The 12,789-nt window shown below is 73.3% G+C and carries 11 protein-coding genes, 1 other RNA gene and 1 pseudogene; 8 read left to right on the top strand and 5 right to left on the bottom strand.

Annotated features, from left to right (window positions below; translation table 11 throughout):
* Nucleotides 1-154: 154 nt before the first annotated feature.
* The 6 genes and pseudogenes from DQ237_RS19950 (at nucleotide 155) to DQ237_RS13160 (ending at nucleotide 6,238) form a co-directional block, all read left to right on the top strand.
* On the top strand, nucleotides 155-832 hold the full coding sequence (locus DQ237_RS19950) for a hypothetical protein (RefSeq protein ID WP_205730208.1): 678 nt from the start codon (nucleotides 155-157) through the stop codon (nucleotides 830-832).
* Between the two features lie 516 nt (nucleotides 833-1,348).
* Nucleotides 1,349-4,030 (top strand): annotated as a pseudogene (mobF, locus tag DQ237_RS13180) (MobF family relaxase); the annotation flags it as partial.
* Nucleotides 4,031-4,302: 272 nt separating this feature from the next.
* Nucleotides 4,303-4,518: an AlpA family transcriptional regulator gene (locus DQ237_RS13175; protein WP_113800604.1), complete on the top strand. Its 216-nt coding sequence runs from the start codon at nucleotides 4,303-4,305 to the stop codon at nucleotides 4,516-4,518.
* Nucleotides 4,519-4,529: 11 nt separating this feature from the next.
* Nucleotides 4,530-4,796, top strand: a complete 267-nt coding sequence (locus DQ237_RS13170) for a hypothetical protein (protein WP_147251811.1) — start codon at nucleotides 4,530-4,532, stop codon at nucleotides 4,794-4,796.
* A gap of 5 nt (nucleotides 4,797-4,801) precedes the next feature.
* Entirely contained in the window at nucleotides 4,802-5,125 is a 324-nt protein-coding gene (locus tag DQ237_RS13165) for a CopG family transcriptional regulator (protein WP_113800602.1), read from the top strand.
* Between the two features lie 18 nt (nucleotides 5,126-5,143).
* Nucleotides 5,144-6,238 carry a site-specific integrase gene (locus DQ237_RS13160; protein WP_113800601.1) on the top strand — a complete coding sequence of 365 codons (1,095 nt, stop codon included), beginning with the start codon at nucleotides 5,144-5,146 and terminating at the stop codon, nucleotides 6,236-6,238.
* A gap of 30 nt (nucleotides 6,239-6,268) precedes the next feature.
* Here DQ237_RS13160 and rnpB read toward each other — a convergent pair.
* Nucleotides 6,269-6,679: RNase P RNA component class A (gene rnpB, locus DQ237_RS13155), an RNA gene on the bottom strand.
* Nucleotides 6,680-6,799: 120 nt separating this feature from the next.
* Between rnpB and DQ237_RS13150 the strand changes: the two genes are divergently transcribed.
* Nucleotides 6,800-9,076: a bifunctional diguanylate cyclase/phosphodiesterase gene (locus tag DQ237_RS13150; RefSeq protein WP_166509609.1), complete on the top strand. Its 2,277-nt coding sequence runs from the start codon at nucleotides 6,800-6,802 to the stop codon at nucleotides 9,074-9,076.
* On the opposite strand, the gene DQ237_RS13145 is transcribed toward DQ237_RS13150, so the two are convergent.
* Together DQ237_RS13145 and DQ237_RS13140 are read right to left on the bottom strand one after the other, a co-directional pair.
* A complete protein-coding gene (locus DQ237_RS13145; RefSeq protein WP_113800599.1) occupies nucleotides 9,064-9,783 on the bottom strand; it encodes a PIG-L deacetylase family protein in 720 nt (239 codons plus the stop codon). The genes DQ237_RS13150 and DQ237_RS13145 overlap by 13 nt on opposite strands.
* A 19-nt stretch (nucleotides 9,784-9,802) precedes the next feature.
* Nucleotides 9,803-10,162, bottom strand: coding sequence for a hypothetical protein (locus tag DQ237_RS13140; RefSeq protein ID WP_113800598.1), 360 nt, complete (start codon nucleotides 10,160-10,162; stop codon nucleotides 9,803-9,805).
* Between the two features lie 22 nt (nucleotides 10,163-10,184).
* Here DQ237_RS13140 and DQ237_RS13135 point away from each other — a divergent pair, with 22 nt between their 5' ends.
* Complete coding sequence (locus tag DQ237_RS13135) at nucleotides 10,185-10,940, top strand: sulfite exporter TauE/SafE family protein (RefSeq protein ID WP_113800597.1); 756 nt, start codon at nucleotides 10,185-10,187, stop codon at nucleotides 10,938-10,940.
* Here DQ237_RS13135 and DQ237_RS13130 read toward each other — a convergent pair.
* Together DQ237_RS13130 and DQ237_RS13125 are read right to left on the bottom strand one after the other, a co-directional pair.
* Entirely contained in the window at nucleotides 10,937-12,031 is a 1,095-nt protein-coding gene (locus tag DQ237_RS13130; RefSeq protein ID WP_113800596.1) for a bifunctional RNase H/acid phosphatase, read from the bottom strand. The genes DQ237_RS13135 and DQ237_RS13130 overlap by 4 nt on opposite strands.
* Nucleotides 12,031-12,771, bottom strand: coding sequence for a zinc ribbon domain-containing protein (locus tag DQ237_RS13125; protein WP_113800595.1), 741 nt, complete (start codon nucleotides 12,769-12,771; stop codon nucleotides 12,031-12,033). Before DQ237_RS13125 ends, DQ237_RS13130 begins: the two co-directional genes overlap by 1 nt.
* Between the last annotated feature and the right edge of the window lie 18 nt (nucleotides 12,772-12,789).

The raw sequence follows: 12,789 nt of genomic DNA, 5'->3' as shown, positions 1-12,789 counted from the left end.
CGGTGAGCCACCCCCGCCTTTCCCGTCACCCGACCCAGAAGCGGCCGACGGGCAAGCCGACCAGTCCGGTGACCATCCGGACCAGCCGTGGACCGCGACGTACCCCGTCCTGCTCGACCTGTGCCATGTGGGCGTACCGCCGGACAGTCTCCCGATGCAGGAGACCGCTCAGTTGGTCGCCCGCAACTGCCGCTGGGAATACGAGGGGCTGCCGTTCTTCGATGGGGAAGTCGACTGCTGCATCAACGCCGGCACGATCTTGATCGGCACGTACCTGGGGATCGACGTCGATCCCGTGGTGCAGCGGCTAGTAGCCGACCAGATGCCGGACGGCGGCTGGAACTGCTGGGCCGAGGCACGTCCGGCGCCGGGATCATTCGCAAGCACGCTGGACGTGATCGACGCCCTGCTGAGGTGGGAGCGTCAGACCGGTGGGTCCGACGAGGTCCGCCGGGCTCGCCGGAACGGCGAGGAGTACCTGCTGCGGCGCAACCTGTTCCGGTCGTGGCGCACCGGCGAGACGGTGAACCCGCAGTGGCTGCTGTTCTCCTACCCCCCACGCTGGCACTACGACCTGCTCAAGGCGACGGACTACTTCGCCCGGCGTGGCGGCACACCCGATCCACGGCTGGCCGAGGCGATCGAACAAGTCCGGACCAAACGTCAGCCCGACGGGCGTTGGCTGCTGGAGAACAGCCACCCCGGCGCGGTCCACTTCCGGTTCGAGGAACCCGATGGCACGCCCAGCCGGTGGAATACGCTCCGGGCGCTGCGGGTGCTGCGCTGGTATGAAGCCTCGGCACACTCCGGCGGAGCGAGCGAGATGAATTGACAGCAGGCGGCGATACATCGCGTCACCGCCGTAGTCGAGCCCGTCCCGTAGGCGGAACCCCAACCGGGAACATCGCAGGGCGCTAGGTAGGAAGTGACCGCCGTCCCGCAAGACCCGCCCAATGAACCTTCTCGCACGGGGAGGGCAACCGGGACGCCCTCCGAGCCGGTCGGGGCCTCATCGTCCAGCTGCCGCTCGACTTCCGCGCCAGCGGCTTGCATGGGGCCGGTGGTGCGAGCCGGGGGTCACCGCGGAGCTGATGGCCATGCGCACCCTCAGCTCGAAGGAAAGCAAGCTGCCCGTAGTCGATAATCGCCGTAAACAGCCAACGACATGATACCCACGATGTCTCTGCACCACCCCTCCAACCTTTCCCGCGCAAGCCAATTCCTTCACTAAAGGACGGCACGCATGCTACCAATAAAGGTAGTCCGGGCCCCGCTTCGCGGGGCCCATCGCCGTTTCTAGGGGTGACCTGTTGGTCATTGTTGGGTGGCATTGGAAATGCGCGGTGGAATGAAGGTGTACGCCGGGTCGGCGGCGGCTGCCCGGGCGTATCTGGAGGCCGACCGCGGCCGGGCCGATGACTACTACCTGGCCGAGGGCACCGGCCTGGCCCGCCGCTTCGTGGCCTGCGACCGACGGGTGGCCGAGCGGGCACCGCTCACGAGGCAGACCTACGAGAGCTGGGTGGCCGGCCGCGACCCGGACACCGGCGACCCACGGGGGCGGCTGCGCACCGACGCCCACGCGGTGCGCTTCGTCGAGGTGGTGGTCAACGGCCCGAAGTCCTGGTCACTGGCCGCCGCAATGCACGACGACGTCGCGGACGCCTACGACGCCGCGCAGGACCGCGCCGCCGCCCAGATCGTCGGCTGGCTCGCCGCCCACGCGACCACCCGGGTCGGCCCGCGCGGCGGCCAGGTCCAGGTGCCGGTGGAGATCCTGGAGGCGGTGACGGTGCGGCACTACACCTCCCGCGCGGGAGATCCGCACCGGCATCTGCACCTGCAGATCGGTGCCCGGGTGTTCGCCGCCGGGCAATGGCGTGGGCTGCACACCGTCGGCGTGCGGGACTTCCTGGCCGCGCTCAACGGGATCGGGCACGCCGCGGTCGCCTGCGATCCTCAGTTCCGGGCCGTGCTCGCCGGGCACGGCTACACCCTGGATGCGACTGGAGAAATACAGGAGGTCGCCCAGTACGTCGGCCTGTTCAGCGCACGGGCGGCGCAGATCGGGCGCAACCTGGACCGCTACGAACGTGCCTGGATGGCGGCGCACCCGGGCGAGCAGCCCGGTCCGGCGCTGCGGCGGGCCTGGGACGTCCGCGCCTGGGCCGAGGGGCGCCCGGACAAGGTCATCCCCCGCTCCGGCGCCGAGCTCGTGGCGCGGTGGCGAGCCGAGCTGGCGTCGCTTGGCTATCGAGATCCCGCCCGCCCCGTCTCGCTGGCGCCGACCCCGATCGGCGTACTCGACCGCGAGGCTGCCGTCGACACCGTGCTGACCCGGCTGGCCGCCGGCCGCTCGGCCTGGAACGCGGCGGACGTCCGTGGCGAGGTCGAGCGGCGGATAGCCGCGGGGGGCATCGTCGCCGACCCGGCGGTGCGCCTCGAGTTGGCCGAGGACCTCACCGCCCGCGCTCTCGGCCGGTGCGTTCCCCTGGTGGACCGGGAGGGAGTGCCGGAGCACGTCCGGTCCTGGACCTCGCGGCCGGTGCTCGACGTGGAGGCCGACCTGGTCACCCGGTTCGCCGCCCGCGCCGACCAGCCGGCCCTGGCCGGACTGCAGCCGGAGCGACTACCAGTGGGGCTCGTCCGCCACCTGGATGTCGGCCAAGCCGCGGCGGTCGCCGTCCTGTCCGGCGACCGCCGCCTCGTAGTGGTCGAGGGCGCCGCCGGGGCGGGCAAGACCACCACGCTGGCCGCCACCCATCGCCTGCTCCAGCGGCAGGGCCGCCGGCTGGTCGTGGTGACCCCGACGCTGAAGGCCGCCCAGGTCGCCCGCGCGGAGGTCGCCGCGACCACCGGGTCGGCCGCGTCCCTCGTCTTCGCCCACGGCTGGCGCTGGACCGAGCACGGCGAATGGACCCGACTCGCCCCCGGCGAGGTCGACCCGGTCACCGGCCGCACCTACAGCGGGCCGGCGGAGACGAGCCGGCTGCGGCCCGGGGACCTGCTGATCATCGACGAGGCCGGCATGCTCGACCAGGACACCGCCCGCGCCCTGCTCAGCGTCGCCGACGAGGCCGGGGCGCGGCTCGCGCTGCTGGGCGACCGCCACCAGCTCACCGCGATCGGCCGCGGCGGTGTCCTGGACCTGGCCGCCGCTCAGGTCGACCCGGCTGCCTGCTTGACGTTGGAGTCGGTGCACCGCTTCAGCCGCACCGACAGCACCGGCCAATCGGTTCGCGACGGTGAGTACGCCGAGCTGACATTGGCGATGCGGCGGGGTGACACCCCGGGCGGGGTGTTCGACGCCCTCCTCGCCCGCGGCCGGATTCACCTGCACCCCGACTCCGCAGCGCTGCAGGACGCCCTGGCCGCGACCGCCGCCCACGACCCCCAGGCGGTTGACGTCGCCGTGGTGGCGGACACCCGCGAGCAGGTCACCGAGCTCAACGCCGCCATCCGCAACCGGCTGGTCACCGACGGCCGCGTCGACGACGTCCGGGTCGTGACCACGCGGGCGGGTCAACGGATCGGCGCCGGCGACCGGATCGCCACCCGGCGCAACGACCGGGACCTGGAGGTGGCCAACCGAGACACGTGGACCGTCACCGCGGTCGGCCGACGCGGCGGGCTGCTGGTCACCGCCGGCACCGCCACCGGTGACGTCTCCCGGGGCGATGTCACCCCGGCCGGCGCGCCGGTCCGGGTGCTGCCGGCCGAATACGTCACCGACTACGTGGAGCTGGTCTACGCCAGCACCGCGTACGGCGTGCAGGGGAACACCGTTCCCGCCGCGCACGTGGTGATCGATGACGCCACCGGCGCAGCCTCGGCCTACGTCGGCATGACCCGCGGCCGGTTGTCCAACACCGCGCACCTCGTCGCGGCCGACGTGGCCCAGGCCCGGGCGCAGTGGATCGCCGTCTTCGGCCGCGACCGGGCCGACCTGGGCCCCGGGCACGCGGCCGAGCTGGCCGCTCGAGAGGCCGCCCGCGACCGCCAGGACCGGGCGCGCGACCGGACGGCAGCCGCTCCCCCGCGCCCGGTGGCACCGGTACCGAGCGTTCCCCGGCCCGAGGTCGAACGGCGAGGACCCTCCCTCGCCCGTGGAGGCGCCGCCCCGGGCATCGGCCGATGAGCAGGACCGCCGCCAACTGGAGGGCCGCGGGCACGACCACCAGCAACAGGAGGAGAACCGGAGCATTTCGGGAGACATCGGCGGTCGGCTGTCACCAATCGCAACCGATTGGCGCCTTCTCCCCATGACGGAGCACAGCCCACCCGAGCCCACCGGAGCCAGCCATGTCCGACGATCCAGCCCACCGTGAGCCCGAACTGCTCACCATCACCGAGGCCGCCGAACTCCTCCGCGCCCCGGTGGCCACCCTCCGGTACTGGCGCCACCTCGGCACCGGGCCGCGCAGCTTCCGCCTCGGCCGCCGCATCCTCTACCGCTCCGATGATCTGCACAGTTGGATCGACGATCACCGCCGGCAGGCCGGCAACGGCCGCCCTTGACCGGAGAGATTGTGTCAGACAATACTAGCGGGTGGGAGATCCGGTTCACGCAGTCGGCGAGGAGGCACCGCATCGGCCGGGCCTCCGCCCGGCACGTGCTGGCCACGACCAACCCCACGCCGGTCACCACCAGCAGCGGCGCCAGTGCCTGGCTCTACGTCGGACCCGATGAACGAGACCGAGAGCTGGAGATCATCGCGCTCGAGATTCGGCCGACCGACGCCGCGCAGCCGTACCTGCTCGTCATCCACGTCATGCCCACCCAGCTCCGAGGATGAGCCCCATGGCCCACCGCACCGCGCCCGCTGTCACACCCGCCACGCCGATCGGCCCCGACGTCGACCTCGACGCCGAGGACGTCCGACTAGCCGACGGAAGCCGACTGACCGAGGACCGAGCAGCGGAGATCGTCGAGGAGGTCCGCCGTCGCGCCGGGCGACCGTCCCTGACCGGCGAGGCTGCCGCCTCACCGCGCATCACCTTCCGGATCGCTCCCAGCACTCGCGACCGGGCTGCCGAGATCGCCGCCCAGGAGGGCAAGACCGTCTCCCAGCTGGCCCGCGAGGCACTCGAGGAGCGGGTCGCGGCAGGACAACGACGAGCATGAGAGCGAGGCGATGAAGCCATGGCGTCGATCGCCAGACGTCCTGACGGCACGTACCGGCCGCGCTTCCGCGACGCGTCCGGCAAGGAGCACGCCCGGCACTTCAAGCGGAAGGTCGACGCCCAGCGGTGGCTCGACGAGATGACCGCCGCCATGGTCACCGGTCAGTACGTCGACCCCGCGGCCGGCCGGGTGACCTTCCGCGAGTACGCCGAACGGTGGCGCGCCACCCAGGTGCACCGGCCGACCACCGCAGCCCACGTCGAGACCATGCTGCGCCGCCACGTCTACCCCCGGCTCGGCGACAAGCGGCTCGGCTCGGTGCTGCCCAGCGACATCCAATCCCTCGTCAAGCAGCTGTCCCTGGACCTCGCCCCGGCAACCGTGGGTGTGCTCCACCGGATTCTCGCGGGGATCTTCAAGGCCGCCGTCCGCGACCGCCGGATCGTCGCCTCGCCGTGCGAGGGCACCAAGCTGCCGAAGGTCCACCGGCAACGCATCGAACCGATGAGACTCGAGGCGGTCGAGGCGCTGACCGAATCCATGCCGGAGAGATACCGGGCGCTGGTCACCCTCGCGGCGGGCACGGGGCTTCGGCAGGGTGAGGCCCTCGGGCTCACCGTCGACCGCATCGACTTCCTGCGCCGACAACTGACCGTCGACCGGCAGCTCGTCACCATGCCCGACCGGGTCCCCTACCTGGCGCCGCCCAAGACGCAGGCGTCCGTCCGCGTGGTCCCACTCCCCCAGGTCGTGATCGACGCCCTGGCGGTCCACCTCGCCACCTGGCCTGCCGACGAGTTCGTGTTCACCACCGAACTCGGCGACCCGATCCGCCGCACGGCGTTCTCCGCGGCCGTGTGGCGACCGGCGGTACGGCGTGCCGGGCTCAGCAGCGTGACGATGCACTCGCTGCGGCACTTCTACGCGAGCCTGCTCATCCGGCACGGGGAGTCGGTGAAGACTGTCCAGGCCCGCCTCGGTCACGCGAGCGCCGCCGAGACGCTGGACACCTACAGCCATCTCTGGCCCGACTCGGACGACCGGACGAGGGCCGCCGTCGACTCCGTTCTCGGCCGAGTTGCGGACTCCGCGCGGACTGACGCCACCCTCTGACCATGAAACCGCAGGTCAGCGGCGGGACGACGGACGAGTCGGCCTGTACGCCGGGTTCTGTCCACGGGTGCCTTGCGGCCTCCCGATGGGCGGTCATCCATCTAGGCCTGCCGTTGCCGGCAGGCTCGAGCGGTCTACCCGCAGGCTCGGGCGGGCCGCCCTCGAACGCCTGCGCAGCACAACGGTCGGATCGCTCCGTCCGTCGTCCCTTCTTGACCTAGCTCCGGGTGGGGTTTACCGAGCCACACCGGTCACCCGGTGTGCGGTGGTCTCTTACACCACCGTTTCACCCTTACCGGCGCGAACGCCGGCGGTCTGTTCTCTGTGGCACTGTCCCGCGGGTCACCCCGGGTCGCCGTTAACGACCACCCTGCCCTGTGGAGCCCGGACGTTCCTCGGCGGCGAGGTCTCCCCCACCGACGCGACCGCCCAGCCGACTCGTCCGTCGTGCCGGCGAGTCTAGGGGTCGCCGCGACACGGTGGTCCGCCGGCGCCCACCCCATGGAGGGAGGCGCGTGTGTCCGGGTTCACCGCGGACGCCGGGGAGCCGATGGACCAGGCATGCAGGCAGCCCTGCGCTCCCGACTGCTGCCCGGAGCGCCCCTCCTCCCGACGACGCTCGTCGTCGTCGCGGGGTTGGTCGGGCTGCTCGTCGGGACGGGCCGGCTCGAGGTCAGCTCGCCCTCCCACACCGGGCCGCTGCGGATCGCGCTGACGCTGGTCCTGCACGGCGGGCTGCTGCTCCTGGTCGTGTGGCGGGCCCGCGCCGTCGCGCACGAGCGCGCGGTGTGGAGCCGGATCGCCGCCGGCACCGTGCTGCTGGCCGGAACCGTGCTCCTGGGCCCGGTCCTCGCAGCCGTCCCCGCGACCCAGCAGGCCGCCGGGTGGATGGCGCTGTGGGCGCCCGTCGTCGCCTTCCCGCTGTTCTACGGCGGCCTGGTGCGCTGGAACCGGTTCAGCAGCAACCTGGCCGACCCGAACGACACCCTCAACGGCGCCTCGGCGGTCCTGGCCGTCATCGCGGTGGTGGAGCTCGTCTCCACCCTCGTCGACGGCCCGCTCACCGCGGAGTTCACCGGTGCGGGCCTCGCGGTGGTCACCCAGTTCGCCGTCTCCCTCGTCATCCTGGGCACCGTGGCGACGCTGCCCTTCGTCGGTGCGCTGGGCCGCGATCCCCGCACCTGGCTGGTCATGGCCTCCTTCGGGGCCACGCTCGCCGGCTCCACCGCGGTGCTCGTCACCGGTGGCCGGCCCGACACCTGGGCGTGGGTGACCGAACCGCTCGCGGTGATCAGCCTCGCGCTGGCCACCGTCCTCCGCCCGGGCCGCTCCGAGCCACAGCCGGCCGACCCGACGGCGTCGACGGTCGGCGCGTTCGTCGTCATCGTCGCCTCCACCGGCGTGCTCCTGTACGCCTCGCTCGCCGACGTGCGCGGGATGACCTTGTGGTGCGCCGCGCTCGCCGCCGTCGGCTCCGGGATCCGCCTGCTGGTGAACGTGCGCGAGCTGGCCGTCCTGGCGGTGACCCGGCGGGAGGCCCTCACCGACGAGCTCACCGGGCTGGCCAACCGCCGGGCGATGCTGCGCCGGGTCGAGGAGCTCGGCGCACAGGGCGTCCCCCTGGCGCTGGCGCTGCTCGACCTGGACAAGTTCAAGGAGGTCAACGACGCCCTCGGCCACGCCGCCGGCGACGACCTCTTGCGCATGGTCGCCGCCCGACTGGAGACCGTGCTCCGCCCCGGCGACGTGCTCGGCCGGCTCGGTGGCGACGAGTTCGCGGTGCTCGCCCCCATGGACGCCGACGCCCCGCTGGCCGAGTCCGCACTGGCCCTGGGCCGGCGGCTGCACGAGCGCCTGGCCGACCCCTTCCCCATCGAGGGCATGGTGATCCACTCGTCGGGCAGCGTCGGCCTCACGGTCTCGCCGGGTGGCGACGTCGCGGTGCGGCCCACGGCACTCCTGCGCGAGGCCGACGTCGCCATGTACGACGCGAAGCGCTCGGGTTCGGGCGCCGCGCTCTACGACAGCAGCCGGCACGCCGGCAGCAGCGGCAACCTGGCGCTGGTCGAGGACCTGCGCGCCGCGCTGACCGGTGACCAGCTGGTCCTGCACCACCAGCCGCAGCTCGACGTCGTGACCGGTCGCCCGGTCGGCGTGGAGGCGCTGCTGCGCTGGCAGCACCCCGTCCGCGGGCTCCTCGGCCCGGGTGACTTCCTCCCGCTGGCGGAGGTCCACGGCCTGATGGGAACGCTCACCGAGGTCGTGCTCGACCGCGCCGTGGCCCAGGCCGCGGAGTGGTACCGGCGCGGGCTGGACCTGCGCATGTCGGTCAACCTGTCGGCGAGCAACCTGCTCGACGTGGGGCTGCCGGGCCGCGTCGCCACCCTCCTGGACCGCCACGAGCTGCCTTCCGGCCACCTCGTCCTCGAGGTGACCGAGAGCGTGCTGCTCACCGACCCCGAGCGCAGCATCGCGGTGGTGCGCCGGCTCGCCGATCTCGGCGCCTGCGTGAGCATCGACGACTTCGGCACCGGCTACTCGTCCCTGTCCTACCTGCGGGACCTGCCGGTCGGCGAGCTCAAGCTCGACCGCTCCTTCACCGCCGACCTGCTCACCGACGGGCGGACCGCGGCCATCGTGGCGAGCACCGTGGAGCTCGCCCACCGGCTGGGCCTGCGCGTGGTCGCCGAGGGCGTGGAGACGGCGGAGACCTTCGCCCACCTGCGCTCCCTCGGCTGCGACCTCAGCCAGGGGTACCTGCACGCGCGCCCGCTCCCGGCGGCGCAGTTCGAGGAGTGGCTGGCCGAGCTGCCCACCGGGGTGGTTCAGGCCCGGTAGAGGCTGAACCCCACCCGTCGGCGGCCGTCCTCGGCGCGGGTGGACATGTCGACGACCTGGCGGGCCTGCTCCTCGACCGGCTCGTCGGAGAGCAGCTCCAGGTAGCGGCGGTGCTCGGCCAGCGAGGCGACCGCGGTCTCGACGACCTCGCTCACGTCGACCTCGTGCGGCGGGTCCTGCAGCGCGCTGACCGCGATGTAGCGCGTGCCCCGCCACGGCTCCTCGGCGAGATCCGGGAAGATCCACTCGTTGCCGGCGTCGGCGACCGCGTCCAGCACGCTCTGCCCGAGCGCCCGGTGGTCGGCGGAGTTCAGGTAGCCCGGCGAGACGCCCGGCGGCGTCCAGGTCGAGCCGAACCACCCGGTGACGACGAGCTCCGGCCGGTGCCGCCGGATGGCAGCGGCGAGGTCCCGCCGCAGGTCGGGGCCGGGCTGCAGGACGCCGTCGCGGTGGTCGAGGAACTCCACCTCGGTCACCCCGACGACGGCGGCCGAGCGCCGCTCCTCCTCCTCGCGCAGCGGCGCCGCCTCCGCCGGCGGCACTCCGGCCATGCCCGCCTCCCCGCGGGTCGCCAGCAGGTAGTGCACCTCCTTGCCGGCCGCGGTCCAGACCGCGACGGCCGCGGCGATGCCGTACTCGATGTCGTCGGGGTGGGCGGCGACGACGAGGGCACGCTGCCAGTCGTCGGGCAACGGGGTGGGCGGCATGGCAGGAGTCTGCCCGGCCTCAGCGCCCACGGGCGACGTCGAGCGCGGCGGCCACCATCGGGACCTGGAGCGGGAGCCGGCCGACCGCCACCGCCACGGGCAGCGGCCTCCTCGGGATCACCCGGAACGTGTGCAGGTGCGCCGGCACGAAGGCCAGGAGCAGCGCCGCGGCCGACCAGCCCCCGAACCGGCGCGTGGCCGGGGCGGCCAGCAACGCCGCGGTACCGATCTCGGCGACCCCGGTGGCGAGCACCCAGGTGCGCTGATCCCCCAGCTCCGGCGGCACCAGCCAGTCGTACATCGACGGCCGGACCAGGTGCAGGACTCCGCCCCCACCCAGCAGCGCGGCCAGCACCGATGCCTTGCCCGGCTTCCTCATGGGCCCACCGTAGGTTGGCCAGGTGTCCGCCGCTGATCTCGTCGTCGCGGCCGTCGTGGCCCTCCTCGCCGGCGCCGTCAACTCCGTCGCCGGTGGCGGGTCGCTCATCCTCTTCCCCACCCTGGTCGCGCTCGGACTGCCGACGGTCGCGGCCAACGTGACCAACTCGGTGACCCAGTGGCCGAGCTACCTGGGCGGCGTCGCCGGATTCCGCGCCGAGTACGCGGGGCAGCGCGGCCGGATCGTGCGGTTCGGAGTCGTGGCCGCTGCCGGCGGCGCCACCGGCAGCGTCCTGCTGCTCACCACGCCGTCGGACGCCTTCGACGTCGTCGTCCCCGTGCTCGTCCTGCTGGCCGCCGTGCTCATCGCCGCCCAGCCGCTGGTAGCCCGGCGGGTGCGGGAGCGCGAGGGCGGCGCCGCGGGGCGGGACCCGGTGTGGCTGCTGGCCGCACTCTTCGTGGCCACGGTCTACGGCGGCTACTTCGGGGGCGCGCTCGGCGTGATCCTGCTCGGCGTGCTCGGCATCGGGCTGCACCGGCTCACCCTGGCCAACGCGCTGAAGTCGGCGCTGTCGTCGGTGAGCGCGACCGTCGGTCTCGTCGTCTTCGGGTTCTTCGGCCCGGTCGACTGGCTGGTCGTGGCGGTCGCCGCCCCGGCAGCGCTGGTCGGCGGGTTCGCCGGGGCGCGTCTCGCCACCCGCATCCCGACCACGCCGCTACGGGTGGCGATCGTGCTCTTCGCCGTCGCGGTGTCGGCCTACCTGTTCGCGCGCGTCTAGCGCAGGTGGGCGGTGTCGTTCACCAGCCGGACCGAGGTGCGACCGTCCGAGGACCAGGCCACCGTGCACAGCGACGCGGCCTCGAGGAACACCCGGTGCACGACGTCGTCGCCGGCGCCGAGCCCCGCGGCGAGCATCAGCTTGATCGGGGTCACGTGGCTGACCACGAGCACCGTCCTCCCGGCGTACCGGGTGAGGATCCGCTGCCGGGCCCGCGCCACCCGGGCGCTGACGTCGGCGACGGACTCGCCGCCGGGCGCGGCCACCCGGACATCGGTCATGAACCGGCGAACGGCCAGCGGGTGCTCCTTCCGCGCCTCGTCGGCCGACAGCCCCTCCAGGTCGCCGAAGTCCAGCTCGACCAGGTCCTCGTCGAACTCGACGGGCAGACCGAGCACCGCGGCGACCGTCTCGGCGGTCTCCCGGGTGCGGCGCAGCGGCGAGGCGACGACGACGTCGATGCCCAGCCCGGCCATCCGGTGCGCGGCGGCCTCGGCCTCGGCACGACCGGTGCGCGACAGCGGGAGGTCGTTGCGGCCGCTGAACCGCCGCTCCGGCGTGTGCTCGGTCTGCCCGTGCCGCAGCAGGTGGGTGACGGTGGTGACCACCGGCGCCGGTTCGGGGGCCGGCTGCACGTCGTCCTCGAGGACCACGGGCTCGGCGGCGGCGTCGCGGTGGACGGGCCTGCCGTCCATGGCCCTGTTGGCCAGGGCGTCGGCGGCGCCGTTCTGCGCGCGCGGGACCCACGTGTAGCGGACCTGCCCGAGCTGGCGGGCGATCTGCTGCGCCTGGAGCGCGAGCTTCTGCATGTCGGGGTGCTTGACCTTCCAGCGGCCCGACATCTGCTCGACCACGAGCTTGGAGTCCATCCGGACCTCGACCGACGCGGTGGGGTCGAGGTCGAGGGCCGCCTGCAGGCCGGCGACGAGGCCGCCGTACTCGGCGACGTTGTTGGTGGCCCGGCCGACCGATGCCGCGCGCTCGGCGAGCACGCGGCCGGTCTCGGCATCGCGGACCAGGGCGCCGTAGCCCGCGGGCCCGGGGTTCCCCCGCGAGCCGCCGTCGGCCTCGACGACGAGCCGACGAGCCACTACAGCCCCGACTCGGCGGTGCGCACGAGGATCCGGCCGCAGTTCTCGCACCGCACCACCTCGTGCGGGTCGGCGTTGCGCACGGCGGCCAGCTCGCGGCCGTTGAGCTCGATGCGGCAGCCCTGGCACTGGCGCGCCCTGAGCATGGCCGCGCCCGTGGTGCCCGTCTGCGTGCGGATGCGGTCGTAGAGGCCGAGCAGCGGGGCGGAGATCCCGCCCGCGACGGCCGCCCGGGCCGCCTCGTGCCGGTTCGTGCCGTCGGTGATATCGGCCAGGGCGTCGTCGCGGAGCTGCTCGGCGCGCGCCAGCTCCGCGCGCGCCTTCTCCCGGCCCTCCTGCGCGGCCCGCAGGGTCGCCTCGGCGGCCTCCAGGCTCTCCATCAGCTCGAGCTCCTGGTCCTCCAGGTCCGACTGGCGGCGGCCGAGCGACTCCAGCTCGTGCTGCAGGTCGGTCATCTGCTTGGCCGAGACGCTGCCGGAGTCCAGCAGCTTCTGGTCCTTGGCCGCGCGCGTCCGCACCGTCTCGACGTCACCCTCGAGCCGCTTCACCTCGCGCTGCAGGTCCCGCACCTCGGTCTCGGCACGGACGACGTCGTCGGCGAGGGTGCGCTCGGCCTCGGCGGCCGACTCGACGGCCAGCGCTTCGGGGAGCGTCCGCCGGCGGTGCGCGAGCTGGGTGAGCGCGACGTCCTCCGCCGCCAGCTCCAGGAGCTTCTGCTGCTCGAAATGGTCGACCTTCACGCAGAGAACGTACCGGTG

The organism is Blastococcus sp. TF02-8 (assembly GCF_003319175.1).
In the GTDB taxonomy this organism is placed as follows: domain Bacteria; phylum Actinomycetota; class Actinomycetes; order Mycobacteriales; family Geodermatophilaceae; genus Blastococcus.
This window is presented reverse-complemented; position numbering and strand designations above follow the sequence as displayed.

Bases quoted from the DNA above. Each gene is read 5' to 3' on its own strand.
- DQ237_RS13175 (WP_113800604.1), top strand. From the start codon at position 4,303: ATGTCCGACGATCCAGCCCACCGTGAGCCCGAACTGCTCACCATCACC.
- DQ237_RS13145 (WP_113800599.1), bottom strand. From the start codon at position 9,783: ATGCCGCCCACCCCGTTGCCCGACGACTGGCAGCGTGCCCTCGTCGTC.
- DQ237_RS13140 (WP_113800598.1), bottom strand. From the start codon at position 10,162: ATGAGGAAGCCGGGCAAGGCATCGGTGCTGGCCGCGCTGCTGGGTGGG.
- DQ237_RS13150 (WP_166509609.1), top strand. From the start codon at position 6,800: ATGCAGGCAGCCCTGCGCTCCCGACTGCTGCCCGGAGCGCCCCTCCTC.
- DQ237_RS13165 (WP_113800602.1), top strand. From the start codon at position 4,802: ATGGCCCACCGCACCGCGCCCGCTGTCACACCCGCCACGCCGATCGGC.
- DQ237_RS19950 (WP_205730208.1), top strand. From the start codon at position 155: ATGCAGGAGACCGCTCAGTTGGTCGCCCGCAACTGCCGCTGGGAATAC.
- DQ237_RS13160 (WP_113800601.1), top strand. From the start codon at position 5,144: ATGGCGTCGATCGCCAGACGTCCTGACGGCACGTACCGGCCGCGCTTC.